The sequence below is a fragment of the Phytopseudomonas dryadis genome (assembly GCF_004327355.1).
Classification (GTDB): domain Bacteria; phylum Pseudomonadota; class Gammaproteobacteria; order Pseudomonadales; family Pseudomonadaceae; genus Aquipseudomonas; species Aquipseudomonas dryadis.
In genome coordinates this window covers 124881-143900 of the sequence record NZ_QJUM01000010.1, presented here as the reverse complement: position 1 = coordinate 143900, position 19020 = coordinate 124881, and the positions used below count along the sequence as shown (strand labels likewise).

Below are 19020 nucleotides of genomic sequence, written 5' to 3'. Positions count from 1 at the left end.
CGGCAAAAACGGAGCGGGTAAAAAAGATTTTTTCAATCGTTCGATTGCTTTAATGCATGAATCCTCAATCGTCAGAGGTCTTCAGCTTGTATTCGCACAGGTCTTCGATGCGGCAGCTGCCGCAACGCGGCTTGCGTGCCTGGCAGACGTAGCGGCCGTGCAGGATCAGCCAGTGGTGGGCATCGAGCAGGAACTCCCGGGGCACGAACTTCAGCAGTTTTTTCTCGACTTCGACCACGTTCTTGCCCGGCGCGATGCCGGTGCGGTTGCTGACCCGGAAAATATGCGTGTCCACGGCCATGGTCAGTTGCCGGAAGGCGGTGTTGAGCACCACGTTGGCGGTCTTGCGGCCGACGCCTGGCAGGGCTTCCAGCGCCTCGCGCGTCTGCGGCACCTCACCGCCGTGCTGCTCGACGAGGATGCGGCAGGTCTCGATGACGTTTTTCGCCTTGCTGTTGAACAGGCCGATGGTCTTGATATAGGCGCTCAGCCCTTCGACGCCGAGGGCAAGGATGGCCTCGGGCGTATTGGCCACCGGATAGAGCTTGGCGGTGGCCTTGTTCACGCCGACATCCGTGGCCTGGGCGGACAGGATCACGGCGATCAGCAGCTCGAACGGGCTGCTGTAGGCGAGTTCGGTTTTCGGTTCGGGATTGTCTTCGCGCAGGCGACGGAAGATCTCATGGCGTTTCGCGGCATTCATTTTTTATCGCTGTTCACGGTCAGGAAAGAGCATCCGGCTCGAAGAGCGGGCCGAGTAGGATAAAGCCTGCGTGGGCGCAGGCGAAGCAGGGCGTCGCCTGCCATCACCGCTGGCGTCAGCCAGTGCCGGTCGCCCTGCAGGGCGGGTTCAGGCGCCCGGGTAATCATGCAGGCGCTGCTCGGCGTCCGCCAGGCGCTGGCGGGCCTTGTCCAGGGTACTGGCGTCGGTCGTTTCACGACGCTGCAGTTTGCTCAGTTCGGCGCGGGCATAGGCGAGTTCGGTTTTCAGCGCGCGCAACTGGGTATCCACCGGCGCCTTGTTAACGCGGACTCTGTCGGGCGGCGGTTTGCCACAGTGCTCCTCGGCGTGCTGCAGCGCCTGCTGCGCTTCTCCGTAGGCGGCGCGCAACGGCGCCAGGGCCGCTTCTTCCAGCCCGCGGCGTTCGGCCGCCTGCAGTTCGGCACGGCGGCCGGCCACGGTGATCTTGGCCTGCTTGAGGGCCATTTCTCCGGCGCTGGGCGCTGCGGCCGGCAGGGCGACAGGTTGCAGCGCAGCCAATGCCCGCTGCGCCTCGTCGGCGGCCAGTTGCAGGGCATCGAGTTGTCGCTGTTGCTGGGCGTTGGGCGTGTCGCCGAACGCCTTGAGTGCCTTGTGCAACTGGGCGCGGCTCATGGCGGCGTCGATCTTCAGGCGCTTGACCAGGGCGGCGTTATCGCTGGAGAGCGGCTGCGGGGCAAGGGTTGCTGGCAGCGCGTTCTGAGGTACGCTGCCGCGCGCTGCCCGTACCGCGCGGCGGCGCGCGTCTTCCCGGGCCAGGCGGGCCTGACGGGCCTGGTGCCGCTCGCGGAACTGGTCGGCACGCTGCCGCTGCTCTTCGGCCTGGGCCCCGGCCAGCACGATCAGGTCGATGCAGTCCACCGGGCAGGGGGCGATGCACAGTTCACAACCGCTGCATTCGTCGTTGATCACCGTATGCATCTGCTTCGCCGCGCCGACGATGGCGTCCACCGGGCAGGCCTGGATGCACTTGGTGCAGCCGATGCATTCGGTTTCGCGGATAACGGCGATCTGTGCCGGCACGGCCGGCAGCTCCAGGGGCAATTCCGGCACCTGCAGCAGTCGGGCCAGGGCATGGATGGTGGCGCTGCCGCCCGGCGGGCATTTGTTGATCGCCTCGCCCGCGGCGATGCCTTCGGCGTAGGGCAGGCAGCCCGGATGGCCGCACTTGCCGCATTGGGTCTGTGGCAGCAGGGCATCGATGGCCTGGATGCGCAGGGCGTTGCTCATGCGCCGGCCATCCCCGCCAGGGCCAGCCGGCTTCGCGGCTGCGCCGCGCGCCCACACCCGGCCCCGCCGACAGGACGGAGCGGCAGGTGACGGGCCGGCGTGGCACGGGGCTGGGCGAGAAGCGAGTCGGGCATCGGCGTGGCGGTTCTGCGTGGCGAAACGGTAGCCAGGTATTATCCGGCATGCGTCACGCCCGGTACAGCCGCCCGTTGTCGCGGGCGCCGCCGATCGACTCAGGCCTTGCGCCGCCCGCGCACGCTCTTGCGCCACAGCCAGCGCACCAGCAGCGCCAGCGGGAAGAGGATGATGACGAAGGGAATGCCGTAGCCGAGCAGTTCCAGCGCCTGGGTGGCGCCTTCGGTGGCGTTGTCGAGCATGCCGCTGGCGGCATCGCCGATCCGCGCCAGGCGGCCGATCGGCGCCCTGTCGCTGGTGAAGTTCAGGGTCAGCAGGTTGGTGGCGATACGGCGTTGCTGCTGGGCCGCCTCCTGGGCGCTGGCCGCCAGCTGCACCTCGACCTCCGCCAGCTCGCGGGCCAGGGCGAGCATGTCGCTGACGCTCAGGTCGCGGCGGCTCTGGTACTGCAGCAGGGTCTGCTGCTGGCGTTCCAGGCGCTGGCGCAACTGCTGGTTGTCGCTGACCGCCTGGGCCAGATCCTCGGCCCGCGTCTGCCGGCTCTGCAGGCTGCCGCCTTCACCGGCGAAGGCGACCAGGGGCTCGACCCCGGCCGGCGCGATGCGCACGCTGATGCTGGCGGCCTGGTAGTGGCCCTGGTGCTGTTCGATGGCGAGCAGGTCGCATGGGCCGAAGCGCTCATCCGTGCAGGCATCGCGAACGGCTGCCAGGCGGGCCTCCACCTGTTCGGCAGCGAGACGGATGCCCACCTGGTGTTCGTAGGCGAGAAAGGCGCCGGCCTGGGCGCTTTCGCCGCGCACTGCCGCCCCGCCGGGGGCGTTCTGGCCGTCCGGGGAACAGCCGGCCAGCAGTGACAGCGACAGGGTGCAGACAAGCAGCCAGTGTTTCATTGCAGCATCCTTGCGCAGGGCGCCTTACTTGACGCGTTGACCGGGTTTGGCGCCGCTGTCGGGGCTGAGCAGGTAGATCTCCTCGCCACCGGGGCCGGCGGCCAGCACCATGCCCTCGGACACGCCGAACTTCATCTTGCGCGCCGCCAGGTTGGCCACGTACAGGGTCAGGCGGCCTTCGAGCTTGCCCGGGTCCGGGTAGGCGCTCTTGATCCCGGAGAACACGTTGCGCTTCTCGTCGCCGATGTCCAGGGTCAGGCGCAGCAGCTTGTCGGCGCCCTCGACGAATTCGCATTTCTCGATCAGGGCGATGCGCAGGTCGACCGCGGCAAAGGCGTCGAAGGCGATTTCGGCGGCCAGAGGGTCCTTCCGCAGCTCGCCGTTGCCGCTGGCCGGGGCCGGGGTTTCGCTGGCGGCCAGGTCTTCCTTGGAGGCGGCGACCATGGCCTCGATCTTCGCCGGCTCGATGCGCGTCAGCAGGGGGCTGAAGGCATTGAGTCGATGCTCGGCCAGCAGCGTGCGGTGGTCATCCCAGCGCAGCGGTGCGACGTTGAGGAAGGCCTCGGCGGCGCTGGCCAGGTTCGGCAGCACCGGCTTGAGGAAGATCACCAGCTGGCGGAACAGGTTGATGCCCAGGGCGCAGACCGCCTGCACTTCATCCTGCTTGCCGTCCTGCTTGGCCAGCGACCAGGGCGCCTTGTCGGCGATCCAGGCGTTGGCGCGGTCGGCCAAGGCCATGATTTCGCGCATGGCGCGGGCGAAGTCGCGCACTTCGTAGGCCTCGGCGATGCTCGGCGCCGCCTCGAGGAAGGCCTCGGTGAGTTCGGGCGCGGCATTGCCGCCGACCAGCACGCCGGCGTTGCCCTTGTGGATGAAGCCGGCGCAGCGGCTGGCGATGTTGACCACCTTGCCGACCAGGTCGGAGTTGACCTTCTGCACGAAGTCTTCGAGGTTGAGGTCGAGATCGTCGACGCCGCGGCCGAGCTTGGCGGCGTAGTAGTAGCGCAGGTACTCGGGATTCAGATGATCCAGGTAGGTGCGCGCCTTGATGAAGGTGCCGCGGGACTTGGACATCTTCTGGCCGTTCACCGTCAGGTAGCCGTGCACGTTGATGCCGGTCGGCTTGCGGTAGCCGGCGCCTTCGAGCATGGCGGGCCAGAACAGGGCGTGGAAGTTGATGATGTCCTTGCCGATGAAGTGGTAGACCTCGGCGCTGGAGTCTTCCTTCCAGAACGCATCGAAATCCAGTTCCGGGGTGCGCTCGCAGAGGTTCTTGAAGCTGGCCATGTAGCCGATCGGCGCGTCCAGCCAGACATAGAAATACTTGCCCGGCTCGTCCGGAATCTCGAAACCGAAATACGGCGCGTCACGGCTGATGTCCCACTCGTGCAGGCCGGCGTCGAGCCATTCGGCGAGCTTGTTGGCCACGGACTCCTGCAGCGTGCCGCTGCGCGTCCACTCCTTGAGCATGGCCTCGAACGCGGGCAGCTTGAAGAAGAAGTGCTTGGAGTCCTTGAGCACCGGCACGGCGCCGGAGATCGCCGAGCGCGGGTCTTTCAGCTCGGTGGGCGCGTAGGTGGCGCCGCATTTTTCGCAGTTGTCGCCGTACTGGTCGGGCGTCGCGCATTTCGGACAGGTGCCCTTGATGAAACGGTCGGCCAGGAACATGCCCTTTTCCGGGTCGAAATACTGGGTCACCGAACGCGTGGCGATATGCCCGGCGTCGCGCAGCTTGAGGTAGATGCCTTCCGACAGTTCGCGGTTTTCCGGCGAGTGGGTCGAATGGAAGTTGTCGAAGTCCACCAGGAAGTCGGCGAAGTCGGCGCTGTGCTCGGCCTTGACGTTGTCGATCAGCTGTTCGGGCGTGATGCCTTCCTTTTCCGCGCGCAGCATGATCGCCGAGCCGTGGGCGTCGTCGGCGCAGACGTAGATGGCCTGGTTGCCGCGCAGCTTCTGGAAGCGTACCCACATGTCGGTCTGGATGTACTCGAGCATGTGGCCGAGGTGGATCGAACCGTTGGCGTAGGGCAGGGCGCTGGTAACGAGGATCTGGCGGGCTTCGGACATTGTCAGACAGTCATTCGGGCAGAGAGAAGTCGGTCACTATAAAGGATGCCGACGGTTTCCGGCCAGCCATGCGGATCACGACACGATCGGCTTGAATTTACCGGGCGCCACGGGTTCCAACGAGAACCTTACGCATCCAGCAAGGAGAGACCCATGTCGCCAGTTTTCCGCCCGCTCGCTTTTTCCGCCGCCGTTGTCCTGCTGGCCGGCTGTGCCTCGAGCAATCCCTACGACACCAGTGCCGGCACTGCCGGCGGCGGTGGCGCGCCGCGCACGGCGACCTATGGCGGGCTCGCCGCGCTGGCCGGCGCCGCGGTCGGGGCCGCGATCAATCACGACGACCGCGGCAAGGGCGCCGCCATCGGTGCGGTGCTCGCCGGTGCGGCGGGGGCCGGTTACGGCTACTACGCCGACCGCCAGGAGGCGGAATTGCGCCGCAGCATGGAGGGCACCGGCGTGGAAGTGCAGCGCCAGGGCGACGACATCAAGCTGATCATGCCCGGCAATATCACCTTCGCCACCGACTCGGCGGAAATCGCCCCGAGCTTCTATGCGCCGCTGAACAACCTGGCGACCTCGTTCAAGCAGTTCCAGCAGAACAGCATCGAGATCGTCGGTTACACCGACAGCACCGGCTCGCGCCAGCACAACATGGCGCTGTCGCAACGGCGCGCGCAGAGCGTCACCAGTTACCTGACCGCCCAGGGCATCGACCCTAGCCGCTTGTCCAGCCGTGGTGCCGGCCCCGACCAGCCGATCGCCGACAATGCCTCGGCCGAGGGCCGCGCGCAGAACCGCCGGGTCGAGGTGAACCTCAAGCCGTTGCCCGAGCAGGCCGTGCAGCCCGGCTATCCGGTGCAATAGAGCCAGGCCTGCAAGGGCCGGTCTCGAGATGCTGCCGGCCCGATTTTCCCCGCTAGTGTCGCGACACAGATCAAATGTCGGTCGCATGGTATCTACACGGGATTCAGCAGCTTTGCGTAGGAGCCGCGACCTCGCGGCGAATCGTGGCCATAGCGCGATTTTGCAGCATGGCCGCCATCGCATCGCGCCGGGGTCGACGCTCCTACTGGCGATCCCTGATTCCGAACGGGCTCTTCCAGGCCAGGGATCAAGACGGTATCTACGGGAGTCCGACATTTTATGATTGACACGACACTAGTGCGGCGGCAGGCGCGCGGCCATGTCGATCCTGGCAGTGGTCGTGCACTGCACGTCATGCCGCGCTCGGGTAGGATAGTCGACCTTTTCTGCAATCTTCGGAGTCAAGCATGAGCGCAGTTACCCGTGGCGCGGTCGAAGCCGTACTGCGCCAGTACACCGATCCTCATCTCGAGCAGGATCCGCTCAGCGCCGGATGCGTGCGCGCCATCGACATCCAGGGCGGGCAGGTGTCCGTACGGCTGGAGCTGGGTTACGCCGCCGGGCTGTTCAAGGACGGTTGGGCGCAGATGCTGCAGATGGCCATCGAGAACCTCGAGGGCGTGCAGCGGGCCAGCGTCGAGGTCGCTTGCGTGATCGCCGCGCACAAGGCCCAGGCTCAGGTACCGGCCCTGGCCAACGTCAAGAACGTCATCGCCGTGGCGTCCGGCAAGGGCGGCGTGGGCAAATCCACCACCGCCGCCAATCTGGCCCTGGCGCTGGCGCGCGAAGGGGCGCGGGTGGGCATTCTCGATGCCGATATCTATGGCCCCAGCCAGGGCATCATGTTCGGTATCGCCGAGGGCACGCGGCCGCAGGTGCGCGAGCAGAAGTGGTTCGTGCCGCTCGAGGCCCATGGCGTGCAGGTGATGTCCATGGCCTTTCTCACCGACGACAACACGCCGGTGGTGTGGCGCGGGCCCATGGTCTCCGGGGCGTTGATCCAGTTGGTCACCCAGACCGCCTGGGACGATCTGGACTACCTGGTGATCGACATGCCGCCGGGCACCGGCGACATCCACCTGACCCTGGCGCAGAAGGTGCCGGTGGCGGGGGCGGTGATCGTCACCACGCCACAGGATCTGGCGCTGCTGGATGCCAGAAAAGGCGTGGAAATGTTCCGCAAGGTGAACATCCCGGTGCTGGGTGTGGTGGAAAACATGGCGGTGCACATCTGCTCCAACTGCGGCCATGTCGAGCACCTGTTCGGCGAGGGCGGCGGCGAGAAGCTGGCGGCGCAGTTCGGTGTCGATCTGCTGGCCTCGATGCCGCTGTCGATGGCCATCCGCATGCAGGCCGACGGCGGCAAGCCGACCACCATCGCCGATCCGGACAGCCAGATCGCCATGCTCTACCAGCAGACGGCGCGCATGGTCGGTGCCCGTATCGTCTCCAGCGCGGCCTCGGCCCAGGCCATGCCGAGCATCGTCATCGCCGACGACTGAGCCCGGATGCGGCCGTCCCGCGAGCGGGGCGGCACGAATCGCAGGCATAAAAAAGCCCCGCATCGAGCGGGGCTTTTTTCAGTCAGCGCAGGTTAGATAACCTGAACTTCCTCAGCTTGCATGCCTTTCTGACCACGGGTGGCCACGAAGGAAACTTGCTGGCCTTCTTTCAGGCTCTTGAAGCCATCGCTCTGGATAGCTTTGAAGTGTACGAACAGGTCGTCACCGGACTGCGGGGTGATGAAGCCGTAGCCTTTCTCATCGTTGAACCATTTGACGGTGCCAGTCTGACGATTGGACATGTGATATCTCCTAACAAAAGTAATAGCAGCCCTGGATAGAACCAGGCCGGGACTGAGTGCAACGAGTACTAGGAGTCGGACGATGTTTGGATCGAAATCTAGGCATCAAGTAGCGATTCGCGGTGACACATGCAGCACAGTGGGGTCACCATACGCGCTTTTCACGCTAAGCGCGAATGGTCTGTGCGCCTTTCTGTTATTTCGTTGATTCAGTCGTGACGGGCTTCCACTTGCGCGGCCTGTCGAGAGGCTTTGAACCACGTGGCCGGCCCCGGTAAGATGCGCTCACTTTTTCACCATTAAGCCCATTTCAGGACGACCGCCATGAGCATTAAATCGGATAAGTGGATTCGCCGCATGGCCCAGGAACAGGGGATGATCGAGCCGTTCGTCGAACGCCAGGTGCGCCACGAGGGCGGCCAGCAGCTGATCTCCTACGGCGTGTCGAGCTACGGCTACGATGTGCGTTGTGCCGACGAATTCAAGGTGTTCACCAACATCAACTCGGCCACCGTCGATCCGAAGAATTTCGATGAAAAGAGCTTCGTCGACGTGAAGAGCGACGTGTGCATCATCCCGCCGAACTCCTTCGCCCTGGCGCGCACCGTGGAATTCTTCCGCATCCCGCGCAACGTGCTGACCATCTGCCTGGGCAAGAGCACCTATGCGCGCTGCGGCATCATCGTCAACGTCACGCCGCTGGAACCGGAGTGGGAAGGCCACGTGACCCTGGAGTTCTCCAACACCACCACGCTGCCGGCGAAGATCTACGCCAACGAAGGGGTGGCGCAGATGCTGTTCCTCGAATCCGACGAGGCCTGCGAGGTGTCGTACAAGGATCGCGGCGGCAAGTACCAGGGCCAGTTGGGCGTGACCCTGCCCAAGGCGTGAAGCCCGGTCGAAGCGGTAAGCCATAAGCTGCAAGCTAGAAGCTAAAGCGGGGTACTGCACCGTTTCGTTTCTAGCTGGTTGCGTCGCTTGCGGCGGTCCGCCAGGCGATCGTTCAGGGGGGCGCGGGTCACGAAAAATCGTCGGGAGCGATTCTTGGCGTCGCGGGAGGCGGCCCGCAGGGTGGCCGCCAGGGATGGCGGGCACAAAAAAATAGGCGCCTATCCGGGCGCCCAGGAGAATCAATCGATGCACAAAATCTGAGTCACCTGCCGCTACAAAGTTCAGCACGATTATCAGCCGAACTGTTCGACGGCGATGGGTCTACATGTTCACAGGGCCGACGCCTTCGCGCGTCAGCCGCCAACCCCGGGTGGAGAAGTGATCATGACCAAATGGAACATCGCCTACAGCAGAGACGAAGCAGCCGAAGTGCTCGAGGTGAAGTCGGCCGAGAAGCCGAGCCTGGAGCAAGCCGTGCAATGGTTGTTGGAGTGGGCCGAAAACAACCTGGAGCCCCTCGAGCCCAAGGAACAACCCCATGAGGAGCAGACCCCCGCGGTGCGCCTCGAGGAACGCTTCGGCATCACCGTGACCGGTATCGCCCGCGACTGATCCGCCGCCGCCAGCCCTGGGCCTGGCGGCTGCTTTCCTAGCCCTGGTTACTGGTGTCGCGACACAGATCAAATGTCGGTCGCGCGGTATCTGCGCGCAGCATTGCCCCATTCGCGTAGGAGCCGCGCCCTCGCGGCGATTGGTGGCCATCCCGCGATTTTTGCAGCATGGCCGCCATCGCATCGCGCCGGGGGCGACGCTCCTACTGGCGAATCCTGATTCCGAACGGGCTCTTGCTGGCCAGGGATCAAGACGGTATCCACGGGAGTCCGGCATTTCATGGTTGACCCTAGGCGCGAGCGCGCTGTTGTGCCGGCCTTGTCGGCGTCCGGCGTGCGCCCAGGGTTTCCACCTTGCGCTGCTTTTCGTGGAGGAAACGCAGTACCGCATGTCGGTACTGGTTGTAGCGCGGGTCGTCGGCCAGGGCGATGCGGTCGCGCGGGCGCGGCAGGTCGATGGTCAGGATCTCGCCGATGGTCGCCGCGGGGCCGTTGGTCATCATCACGATGCGGTCGGAGAGCAGCACGGCTTCGTCGACATCGTGGGTGATCATCAGCACGGTGTTGTGCAGCTCGCTCTGGATACGCATCACCTCGTCCTGCAGGTGGGCGCGGGTCAGGGCATCGAGGGCGCCGAAGGGTTCGTCGAGCAGCAGCACCTTGGGTTCCATGGCCAGCGCGCGGGCGATGCCCACCCGCTGCTTCATGCCGCCGGAAATCTCGCTGGGGCGCTTGTGCAGGGCGTGGCCCATGCTCACCAGCTCCAGGTGATGCAGCGTCCAGTCGCGGCGCTCGGCCTTGCTCTTGCCGTGCTTGAACACCTTGTCCACCGCCAGGGCGACGTTCTCCTGCACCGTCAGCCAGGGCAGCAGCGAGTGGTTCTGGAACACCAGGCTGCGATCCGGGCCAGGGCCGCAAACTTCCTTGCCATCGAGGATCACCGCGCCACTGCTCGACTCGGTGAGGCCGGCGACGATATTGAGGACCGTCGACTTGCCGCAGCCGGAATGGCCGATGATGGAGATGTACTCGCCACGCCCGACGTCGAGGTTGATCTGACTGAGGACGTGGGATGCCACGCCGTCACGCTCGAAGTGTTTTTCCACATGCTCGATGCTCAGGTAGTGCTTGCTCATGTCCTTTCCTCAGGCCGATGTGCCACGGGTGATGCGATTGCCGACGAACAGCACCAGCCGGTCGAGCAGGAAGCCGACCACGCCGACGTAGATCAGGGCGAGGATGATGTCGCTGATGCGCGAGGCGTTCCACGCGTCCCAGATGAAGAAGCCGATACCGACGCCGCCGATCAGCATCTCGGCGGCGATGATCGCCAGCCAGGACAGGCCCACGCCGATGCGCAGCCCGGAGAAGATGTAGGGCGCGGCCGCCGGCAGCATGATCTTGTGGAAGTATTCCAGGCCGTTGAGGCGCAGCACCCTGGCGACGTTGCGGTAGTCCTCGGGGATGTTGCGGATGCCTACCGAGGTATTGATGATGATCGGCCAGATCGCGGTGATGAAGATCACGAAGATCGCCGAGGGGTGGCTGTCCTTGAAGCCGGCCAGCGACAGCGGCAGCCAGGCCAGCGGCGGCACCGTACGCAGGATCTGGAACAACGGGTCGAGGCCGCGCATGGCCCAGGTCGACTGGCCGACCAGCACGCCGAGGGCGACGCCCACCACCACCGCCAGGGCGTAGCCGTAGGCGACCCGCTCCAGGCTGGCCAGCAGTTGCCAGGCCATGCCCACGTCATTGCCGCCGTTGTCGTAGAAGGGGTCGACGATCAGTTCCCAGGTCTCGCTGATCACCTGGCTCGGTGGCGGCAGCGAGGCGTTGGCGCCGCTGCACAGCAACTGCCAGATCAGCGTCAGGGCGACGATGATCAGCAGCGGCGGCAGCACGTTGTGCAGCAGGTGCGCCTGCAGGCGCTGCAGCCACTGCGGCGTGCCCGGCACGGCGCTGTTGACCTTGATGGGGTTGCTGGTGGCGTTCATGGCTGTGCTCCTCAGGCCGATGCCTTGATCGACAGGCTGTCGAGATAGGCTTGGGGGTTCTGCGGGTCGAAGGTCTTGCCGTCGAAGAAGGTTTCCGTACCGCGCGAGGCAGAGGTCGGGATCTGTTCGGCGGGCAGTTGCAGGTCGGCCGCGGCCAGGCGCCAGATATCGTCGCGGTTGACCCTGTCGACCAGGGCCTGTCTGTCCAGGTCCCGGGGCAACTGGCCCCAGCGCTGGTTCTCGGTGAGGAACCACAGGTCGTGGCTCTTGAACGGGTAGGAGGCGTGCTCGTTCCAGAAGCGCATCGCGTGCGGGCTGTTTTCCACCACGCGACCGCCGCCGTAGTCGAAGCTGCCCTTGAGGCGCGGCGCGATATCGCCGGCCGGCGCACCGATCCAGCGACGCTTGGCGCAGATCTGCGCGACTTCGTCCTTGTTGCCCGGCTGGTCGCAGAATATCTGCGCCTCGAGCACCGCCTTGAGCAGCGCACGGGTGCTGTTGGGGTTGGCGTCCACGTAGTCGGCGCGCAGGGCCAGGGCCTTCTCCGGGTGATTGCCCCACAGCTCGCCCGTGGTCAGGGCGCTGTAGCCGATCTTCTGGTTGAGCAGTTGGGCGTGCCAGGGCTCGCCGACGCAGAAGGTATCCATGTTGCCGACCTTCATGTTGGCGACCATCTGCGGTGGCGGCACGACGATGGTGGGGAGGTCCTTGTCCGGATCGATGCCAGCCGCCGCCAGCCAGTAGCGCAACCACAGGTCGTGGGTGCCGCCGGGGAAGGTCATGGCGGCGGAAACCTTCTTGCCGCTCGCCTGTTTCGCGGCGATGGCGCCCTTGAAGGCCGAGGCGTCGACGCCGACCTTGAGGTCCAGGTACTCGTTGGACAGGGAGATGCCCTGGCCGTTGACGTTCAGCCGGGCCAGGAGGGCCATCGGCAGCGGTTGGTTATTGGTGGTGATCCTGCCGGTGGACAGGTGATAGGCCATGGGCGTGAGCACGTGCGCACCGTCGATGCCGCCACTGCCGGCGCCGAGCACCAGGTTGTCGCGCGTGGTGCCCCAGGACGATTGCTTGAGCACCTCGACATCCGGCATGCCGTGCTTGGCGAACAGGCCCTGCTCGATGGCGACGAACAACGGAGCGGCGTCGGTCAGGGCGATGAAGCCGAGTTTGGCCCGGGTGGTTTCCGGCGCATCGCTGCCGGCGGCCCAGACCGCCGCACTCATGCCCGCAGGCAGCATGCCCAGCAGCGCGCCGCCGCCGAGCAGGCCCATGGACTGCTTGAGGAAGGTACGCCGCGGCTGATCGGCGCTGTCGTCGACGCTCTGCAAAGTACGTGGCTTGTCGTCCATATGGTTTTCCCCAAAAAACACGCATAAAAAAACGGCGTCACTCTCATGGCAGCGCTCGGGCTGCAACGAGGGTGGACGCCGTTGTCCATGATTCGGATTGTGGAGGGGCAGAGCCGGCCTCCTGCTACGGACATAGCAGGTTGCATGCCAGTAGCAGGAGCGCCTGGCCTGGCAGCCTGGCGACTGGCCCGGGAAATTTCACGTGGGGAGGTTAACTGCTTGAGCGGGAACGCTTTTCGGTCTGTGCTGGGCGACTCCGTCGAGACCCTGCTCGATCGACTCGGGCGCTGGCGCCGCACAGCAGCGGGGCGTCGAGCGCTTGCCGTGCGCGGCGCAGGTGCATGGAACCAGAGGGCTGGCAGCGTTCCCGGGCAGAGTGAACCGTAGCCTGCGGTTGAGCACCGCGATACCCAGGGGCAGTCTCCCGGGCATCGCTGCGCTCAGCGCCGGGCTACCAGAGCAGAGCGGGCCGCAGCCTGTGGTCGAGCGCAGCGATACCCAGGAGCCGCTTCCCGGGCATCGCTGCGCTCAGCGCCGGGCTACCAGGGCAGAGCGGGCCGTAGCCTGTGGTTGAGCATCTCGATACCCAGGGCAGCGTTCCCGGGCATCGCTGCGCTCAGCGCCGGGCTACCAGGGCGGAGCGGGCCGTAGCCTGTGGTTGAGCACCGCGATACCCAGGGGCAGTCTCCCGGGCATCGCTGCGCTCAGCGCCGGGCTACCAGGGCGGAGTGAGTCGTAGCCTGCGGTTGAGCGTAGCGATACCCAGGAGCAGCGTTCCCGGGCATCGCTGCGCTCAGCGCCGGGCTACCAGGGCAGAGCGGGCCGTAGCCTGTGGTTGAGCGCAGCGATACCCAGGGGCAGGTATCGTACGCTCAGGCACGCGGGTTCTTGTCGCTGCGCGGGTTGTCCTGGGCCTTGCGCGCGGCGAAGGCCAGCAGGCTCTGCGCCACGTCGACCAGGCGCAAGCCACGTTCCATGGCGGACTGGCGCAGGCGCGTGTAGGCGTCGTCCTCGCTGAGCTGGTACTGGGTCATCAGCAGTTTCTTCGCCCGCTCGATCAGCTTGCGTTCATTGAGCGTCTCGCGGGTTTCCTTGAGCTCGTCACTGACCCGTTGCAGGCGCTGGTTCTGCTCGTGCAGCAAATCCAGGATCGAGCGCGCCAGGTGATTGCCGATGGCGTCCTGCGGAGCGCTGTCCAGGGTGCTGCTGTGCACGCTGAACAGCAGCGCCTGGTCGCTGCCGGCATCCATCTGCGCCAGGCGGCCGAGCAGGGTGCGGTGGTTGTCGAGGTCGGCGTGGGCCTGGGCGATGCTGCGGCGGCAGTGCTCCAGCAGCCCGGCGGCCAGGTGCGCTTCGACCTGTTTCATGGCGTCGATGCGCCGGGTGTTGAGTTCGAACCACAGCTCGCAGAGGGACGGCTCCACCCGGGCGTCTGCCGATGTGCGCCTGGCCATGGTGCGCAGGCTCAGCAACTGGGCGGCGGTTTCGCCAGCGCAGACCCGGTGCCACAGGGCCTGGGCATCGTCATCGGCGAACTCGGCGAATACCTCGAAGCAGCGCTCCTGACCTTCTTCCAGTTGCTGCATGCGTTGCAGCAGGTCGCTGTCGAAGTAGCCTTGGGAGAACCCTTCGACCCCGGCGGCGCGCTCCTGGCCGGCCAGCTCCTTGCCCTGCATGAAGTTGAACAGGACCACCAGCACCCGGGTGATACCCGGATCGACAGCCGTGTCGGCGGCCTCGAAGACCACCGCCAGCAGGCCGCCGATCAGCCGGGTAAAGGCCTGGGTGGCCTGCCGAGGCGTCAGCTCCAGGGCACGGATACGGCGGCGCAGGCCAGCCAGCTCCTGCATGCCGTGCAATACGTAGGCGATGCGGTTGAACAGGCGGGCACGGTCGGCGGCGCCGGGCTGGCCGGGGTCCATGCGCATGAAGCAATCGTGCACCTGACCTTCGAAGAGCGATGACTCGGCGCTGTGTGCGTCAAGCTGGTGCAGATAATGCGGCGACTGGTTGCCCAGATAGATATTGGAATAGCCGCGCTCCTTCTGCAGTTGATGCACGAGCTGGCTGATCCGGGTGACCAGCTCGCAGGTGACGGACAGGCTTTCCAGGCCCTGCAGCTCGCAGCGGCGCGCGGCGAGCATGAAGCGCAGGGCGGGGGGCATCTTCTTCTCAGGCATAAGGCAGTCTTGTCGAAACACGGTTGAACCAGAACAGTGCAAATAGCAGTCCATCACAGGCCATGGATGCGTACCCTGGATTAGCCTTAGGCTGTCTCGACGTGCCGCTTGCGCTGCTCTGCTCCGGGGCGCGTGGGGATCCAGGGCGCGTATTCAGGCTTCGATGGGCGGCGCCAACAGGCGCTTGATCTCGGGCACGCAGGAACCGCATTGGGTGCCGCAGCCAAGGCTCTGCTTGAGCCCGTCGAGGTCGCAGCCGTGGTCGATGGCGGCGCGAATCGCGGTTTCGCTGACGTTCATGCAGGTGCACAGGGTCTTGCCCGCGCTCTGCAGTTCCTGGCCGGGCGGCCCTTCCACCGGCGCCAGCAGCCAGCGCCGCAGGGCCGCGCCGCCGTCATCGTCCAGCGGTGTGGCCGCCTGCCACAGATCGCGCAGCCAGGTGCGTGCGCGGGTCTCTCCGCTCAGCGAGAAGCCGGTCAGGCGGCCCTGCTCGATACGCACGCGCTTGTGGATGGGCAGGCCGCCATCGCCCTCACGGGGATCGTCGTAACGCATCACCGGCCCTTCGTTCAAACCGAGTTGCGCGTGCAACTGTGCCAGCAGCGCCGGACTCGGCGCCTGTGGATGGGCGGCGCGAATCACCAGCGCAGGCGTGTCGCGGCCGACCAGGCCGAGGCTGGCATGGGCGAAGTGCTCGCACAGTGGGCGCAGGGCTTCGAAGCGCTGTTGCACATGGCCTTCGATCAGGGCGTGAAAGTGCCAGTCCAGCTCGACCGCCTGCACCTCGACAGCGGCATGCTTGAGTTCCGGCTGTTTCGACAGCGGGTCGAACGCGGGCAGGGTGAGGGCATTGACGCCAAGCCCCTTGAGGAAGCGATCGCCCCAGTGCATGGGCAGGAACACCTGGCCGGGGCGCAGGCCGGCGTCGCTCTGCACACGGATCAGCAGCGTGCCGCGACGGCTGTCGATGCGCGCCAGCTGGCCGTCCTGCAAGTGACGCTGGCGCATGTCTTCCGGATTGAGACCGAGCAGCGGTTCTTCGGCATGGGCGAACAGCCGCGCCGCGGTGCCGGTGCGGCTCATGCCATGCCATTGATCGCGCAGGCGGCCGGTATTGAGAATCAGCGGGTAGCGCGCCTCGCGTTGCTCCCTGGGCGGCCGGTAGGCATCGGCGATAAAGCGGGCGCGGCCATTGGCGGTGGGGAAGCGGCCATCGCCGTAGAGCCGCGGCGTGCCCCTTTCGGCGCCGGCCGGGAACGGCCACTGCTGTGGCCCGCGATCCTCCAGCAGGGCATAGCCGAGGCCGCTGAGATCCAGGTCGCGGCCCCGGGTCAGTTGCTTGTATTCCTCGAACAGTTGCTCGGGTTCTGCGAAGGCGAAGCGTCCCGAGGCGGTGCCCTGCAGGCGGGTTTCCAGGCGCCGGGCGAAGTCGCAGGCGATGGCCCAGTCGGCGCGGGCTTCGCCTGGCGCCGCCACGGCGCGGCGTACGCGGCTGACGCGGCGCTCGGAATTGGTCACTGTGCCGGCTTTCTCCCCCCAGCTGGCGGCCGGCAGCAGCAGGTCGGCGTAGCGGCAGGTTTCGCTGGTGAAGAAGGCTTCCTGCACCACCACGAAGGGGCATTCGCTCAGTGCCTGGCGCACCTTGTGCTGGTCGGGCATGGATTGCGCCGGGTTGGTACAGGCGATCCACAGCGCCTTGACCTTGCCGCTGCCGACCGCTTCGAACAGTTCGATGGCGCTGAGTCCCGGCTGTTCGGGCAAGGCTTCGACGCCCCAGTAGGCGGCGACTTCGGCGCGGTGTTCGGCGTTGCCCGCCTCGCGGTGCCCGGGCAGCAGGTTGGACAGGCTGCCGGTCTCGCGGCCCCCCATGGCGTTGGGTTGGCCGGTGAGGGAAAACGGCCCGCTGCCCGCCTTGCCGATCTGCCCGGTGGCCAGGTGCAGGTTGATCAGCGCGGAGTTCTTCGCGGTGCCGGCGCTGGACTGATTGAGGCCCATGCACCACAGCGAGAGCAGGCGCGGCGATGCGCCGATCCACTGGGCGCAGCGCAGCAGGTCCGCGACCTTGATGGCGCACAGCTCGGCAACCCGTTGCGGCGGGTAGTCGGCGCTCAGCGCGCGCAGGGCCTCGAAGCCCTCGGTGTGGGCGTCGATGAAGGCATGGTCGACCTGGCCCTGTTCCAGCAGCAGGTGCAGGATGCCGTGCAGCAGCGCCACATCGGTGCCCGGCTGGATGGCCAGGTGCAGGTCGGCCAGCTCGCAGGTATCGGTGCGCCGCGGGTCGATGACGATGACCTTCATCCGCGGGTTGCGCGCCTTGGCGGCTTCCAGGCGGCGGAACAGGATGGGGTGGGCATAGGCCATGTTGCTGCCGGCGATCAGCAGGGTGTCGGCCAGCTCGATGTCCTCGTAGGAGCAGGGCGGCGCATCGGCGCCCAGGCTGCGTTTGTAGCCGACCACCGCCGAGGACATGCACAGGCGCGAGTTGCTGTCGATGTTGTTGGTGCCGACCAGGGCCCGGGCCAGCTTGTTGAAGGCGTAGTAGTCCTCGCTCAGCAACTGCCCGGAGATATAGAAGGCGACGCTGTCCGGGCCGTGTTCGGCGATGGTGCGGGCGAAGACCTCGGCGGCGTGCTCCAGGGCGTTGTCCCAGTCCGTGCGGGTGCGCCCGAGTTGCTTGCCCAGGCGCAACTGCGGGTACAGGGCGCGGGCCTCGAGGTCGCCGGTCAGGTGCAGGGAGGCGCCCTTGCTGCACAGTTTGCCGAAGTTGGCCGGGTGCTGCGGGTCGCCGCTGACGCCGAGAATGCGCTGCCCGTCGTGTTCGATCAGCACGCCGCAGCCGACGCCGCAGTAGCAGCAGGTCGAGGCGGTGGTCGTTTGCTCGTGCATGGCTCAGGCCGCCCCGCGCAGCGGCAGGGTGACGGCGCTGCGCTGTTCGCGCTCGGCGTCGGTCAGGGCACGTTCACCGAACATCAGCCGATCACGGATGGCGCCGACCTCATCGCCCTGGCGGATCAGGCGCCAGTACCAGGGCGCATCGAGGGTATCGCCGTAGAGGCAGGCGCCGACCAGCACGTCGTCCTTGAGCACCAGCTTCCTGTAGGTGCCGCCGATGGGGTCGTCGAGGGTGATGCTCTGGGTGCCTTGGCCACCGGCGAAGTCGCCGGCGGAAAACAGCTCGATGCCGGTGACCTTGAGCCTGGTCGAGGTCACCGAGCCCGGGTAGCGCGAATAGCCGAGCATGGCCAGGTGGTTGGCGCAGACCCGGGCCTGCTCGAACAGCGGCGCCACCAGGCCGTAGGCGACGCCACGGTGGCAGACGCATTCGCCCACGGCGTAGATGCGCGGGTCGAAGGTCTGCAGGGTGTCGTCGACCAGAATGCCACGGCTGCAGGGCAGGCCGGCGCGTTGCGCCAGGGCGATGTTGGGGCTGATGCCGGCGGCCATCACCACCAGGTCGGTGTCGAGCCGTTCATCGTCATCGAGGCGTACCGCGCCGACCCGGCCCGTGTTCGAGCCGAGCAGTTCGCGGGTCTGTTTGCCCAGGGCGAAATGCAGGCCGCGTCGTTCCAGGTCGTTTTGCAGCAACTGACCGGCCCGGCTGTCGAGCTGGCGCTCCAGCAGGCTGGCGCCGCGATGCACCACGGTCACCTGCATGCCGCGCAGGTTCAGGCCATTGGCCGCTTCCAGGCCGAGCAGACCGCCGCCGATGACCACGGCGCGGCGGTGCTGCGTGGCGCTGAGCAGCATGGCGCGGGTGTCGGCGATGTCGCGGTAGCCGATCACCCCGTCCAGGGTATTGCCCGGGATCGGCAGGATCACCGGGCTGGAACCGGTGGCGATCAGCAGGCGGTCGTACTCGGCGCTGCTGCCGTCCTCGGCGATGACGCGGCGGCGAACCCGGTCGATCTCCACCACCTGGCGCCCCAGCAGCAGGCGGATGCCGCGCTCGGCGTACCAGTTCAGGTCGTTGAGCACGATGTCCTCGAAGTCCTGCTCGCCGGCCAGCACCGGGGAGAGCTGGATGCGGTTGTAGTTGGGGTGCGGTTCGGCGCCGAAGAGGGTGATCTGGTACAGCTCCGGGGCGATCTTGAGCAGCTCTTCCAGGGTGCGTACCCCGGCCATGCCGTTGCCGATCATCACCAGTTTCAATCGTTTCATCCGCTACCTCCATGGCCCTGAATGAATCGCGGCCATAAAAAATGGCCGGGAGCCATTTTTAACGTCGCTTGCGACGGCCCGAAGGTG

The 19020-nt window shown here is 66.3% G+C and carries 14 protein-coding genes and 1 pseudogene; 4 read left to right on the top strand and 11 right to left on the bottom strand.

Annotation, left to right across the window (positions count from 1 at the left end; all coding sequences use genetic code 11):
- Positions 1–64 precede the first annotated feature (64 nt).
- From nth to metG, 4 genes are all read right to left on the bottom strand, one after another.
- Complete coding sequence (nth, locus tag DNK34_RS10765) at positions 65–703, bottom strand: endonuclease III (protein WP_131174717.1); 639 nt, start codon at positions 701–703, stop codon at positions 65–67.
- Positions 704–850: 147 nt separating this feature from the next.
- Positions 851–1990, bottom strand: a complete 1140-nt coding sequence (locus DNK34_RS10760) for an RnfABCDGE type electron transport complex subunit B (protein WP_131174716.1) — start codon at positions 1988–1990, stop codon at positions 851–853.
- A gap of 233 nt (positions 1991–2223) precedes the next feature.
- The gene (locus tag DNK34_RS10755) at positions 2224–3015 is read right to left on the bottom strand and encodes a DUF4349 domain-containing protein (RefSeq protein WP_131174715.1); all 792 of its coding nucleotides are present in this window, start codon (positions 3013–3015) and stop codon (positions 2224–2226) included.
- 24 nt (positions 3016–3039) lie between these two features.
- Complete coding sequence (gene metG, locus DNK34_RS10750) at positions 3040–5082, bottom strand: methionine--tRNA ligase (protein ID WP_131174714.1); 2043 nt, start codon at positions 5080–5082, stop codon at positions 3040–3042.
- A 153-nt stretch (positions 5083–5235) separates the two neighbouring features.
- Here metG and DNK34_RS10745 point away from each other — a divergent pair, with 153 nt between their 5' ends.
- A complete protein-coding gene (locus tag DNK34_RS10745) occupies positions 5236–5946 on the top strand; it encodes a YiaD family glycine zipper/OmpA-like lipoprotein (RefSeq protein ID WP_131174713.1) in 711 nt (236 codons plus the stop codon).
- 407 nt (positions 5947–6353) lie between these two features.
- Positions 6354–7448 carry an iron-sulfur cluster carrier protein ApbC gene (gene apbC, locus DNK34_RS10740; protein ID WP_131174712.1) on the top strand — a complete coding sequence of 365 codons (1095 nt, stop codon included), beginning with the start codon at positions 6354–6356 and terminating at the stop codon, positions 7446–7448.
- 92 nt (positions 7449–7540) lie between these two features.
- Here apbC and DNK34_RS10735 read toward each other — a convergent pair whose 3' ends face one another.
- On the bottom strand, positions 7541–7750 hold the full coding sequence (locus tag DNK34_RS10735) for a cold-shock protein (protein WP_003245585.1): 210 nt from the start codon (positions 7748–7750) through the stop codon (positions 7541–7543).
- A 324-nt stretch (positions 7751–8074) separates the two neighbouring features.
- On the opposite strand from DNK34_RS10735, the gene dcd reads away from it, so the two are divergent.
- The gene (gene dcd, locus DNK34_RS10730; RefSeq protein WP_131174711.1) at positions 8075–8641 is read left to right on the top strand and encodes a dCTP deaminase; all 567 of its coding nucleotides are present in this window, start codon (positions 8075–8077) and stop codon (positions 8639–8641) included.
- Positions 8642–9025: 384 nt separating this feature from the next.
- Positions 9026–9253 (top strand): hypothetical protein, encoded by a 228-nt coding sequence (locus tag DNK34_RS10725; protein ID WP_131174710.1) that lies wholly within the window; start codon positions 9026–9028, stop codon positions 9251–9253.
- A 289-nt stretch (positions 9254–9542) separates the two neighbouring features.
- On the opposite strand, the gene DNK34_RS10720 is transcribed toward DNK34_RS10725, so the two are convergent.
- The 6 genes and pseudogenes from DNK34_RS10720 to DNK34_RS10695 all read right to left on the bottom strand — a co-directional run.
- Positions 9543–10388, bottom strand: a complete 846-nt coding sequence (locus DNK34_RS10720; protein WP_131174709.1) for an ABC transporter ATP-binding protein — start codon at positions 10386–10388, stop codon at positions 9543–9545.
- 9 nt (positions 10389–10397) lie between these two features.
- Positions 10398–11246 (bottom strand): nitrate ABC transporter permease, encoded by an 849-nt coding sequence (ntrB, locus tag DNK34_RS10715; protein ID WP_131174708.1) that lies wholly within the window; start codon positions 11244–11246, stop codon positions 10398–10400.
- 11 nt (positions 11247–11257) lie between these two features.
- Positions 11258–12595 (bottom strand): CmpA/NrtA family ABC transporter substrate-binding protein, encoded by a 1338-nt coding sequence (locus tag DNK34_RS10710; protein ID WP_131174707.1) that lies wholly within the window; start codon positions 12593–12595, stop codon positions 11258–11260.
- A gap of 872 nt (positions 12596–13467) precedes the next feature.
- Positions 13468–14775, bottom strand: coding sequence for a nitrate regulatory protein (locus DNK34_RS10705; RefSeq protein ID WP_131174706.1), 1308 nt, complete (start codon positions 14773–14775; stop codon positions 13468–13470).
- A 153-nt stretch (positions 14776–14928) separates the two neighbouring features.
- Positions 14929–17661, bottom strand: coding sequence for a nitrate reductase (locus DNK34_RS10700; RefSeq protein WP_131174705.1), 2733 nt, complete (start codon positions 17659–17661; stop codon positions 14929–14931).
- Positions 17662–17697: 36 nt separating this feature from the next.
- Positions 17698–18933 (bottom strand): annotated as a pseudogene (locus DNK34_RS10695) (NAD(P)/FAD-dependent oxidoreductase); the annotation flags it as partial.
- Positions 18934–19020 lie beyond the last annotated feature (87 nt).

What these genes read in the sequence shown, in the direction of transcription:
- nth (WP_131174717.1), bottom strand. Translation starts at nt 703, where the DNA reads ATGAATGCCGCGAAACGCCATGAGATCTTCCGTCGCCTGCGCGAAGAC.
- DNK34_RS10760 (WP_131174716.1), bottom strand. Translation starts at nt 1,990, where the DNA reads ATGAGCAACGCCCTGCGCATCCAGGCCATCGATGCCCTGCTGCCACAG.
- DNK34_RS10755 (WP_131174715.1), bottom strand. Translation starts at nt 3,015, where the DNA reads ATGAAACACTGGCTGCTTGTCTGCACCCTGTCGCTGTCACTGCTGGCC.
- metG (WP_131174714.1), bottom strand. Translation starts at nt 5,082, where the DNA reads ATGTCCGAAGCCCGCCAGATCCTCGTTACCAGCGCCCTGCCCTACGCC.
- DNK34_RS10745 (WP_131174713.1), top strand. Translation starts at nt 5,236, where the DNA reads ATGTCGCCAGTTTTCCGCCCGCTCGCTTTTTCCGCCGCCGTTGTCCTG.
- apbC (WP_131174712.1), top strand. Translation starts at nt 6,354, where the DNA reads ATGAGCGCAGTTACCCGTGGCGCGGTCGAAGCCGTACTGCGCCAGTAC.
- DNK34_RS10735 (WP_003245585.1), bottom strand. Translation starts at nt 7,750, where the DNA reads ATGTCCAATCGTCAGACTGGCACCGTCAAATGGTTCAACGATGAGAAA.
- dcd (WP_131174711.1), top strand. Translation starts at nt 8,075, where the DNA reads ATGAGCATTAAATCGGATAAGTGGATTCGCCGCATGGCCCAGGAACAG.
- DNK34_RS10725 (WP_131174710.1), top strand. Translation starts at nt 9,026, where the DNA reads ATGACCAAATGGAACATCGCCTACAGCAGAGACGAAGCAGCCGAAGTG.
- DNK34_RS10720 (WP_131174709.1), bottom strand. Translation starts at nt 10,388, where the DNA reads ATGAGCAAGCACTACCTGAGCATCGAGCATGTGGAAAAACACTTCGAG.
- ntrB (WP_131174708.1), bottom strand. Translation starts at nt 11,246, where the DNA reads ATGAACGCCACCAGCAACCCCATCAAGGTCAACAGCGCCGTGCCGGGC.
- DNK34_RS10710 (WP_131174707.1), bottom strand. Translation starts at nt 12,595, where the DNA reads ATGGACGACAAGCCACGTACTTTGCAGAGCGTCGACGACAGCGCCGAT.
- DNK34_RS10705 (WP_131174706.1), bottom strand. Translation starts at nt 14,775, where the DNA reads ATGCCTGAGAAGAAGATGCCCCCCGCCCTGCGCTTCATGCTCGCCGCG.
- DNK34_RS10700 (WP_131174705.1), bottom strand. Translation starts at nt 17,661, where the DNA reads ATGCACGAGCAAACGACCACCGCCTCGACCTGCTGCTACTGCGGCGTC.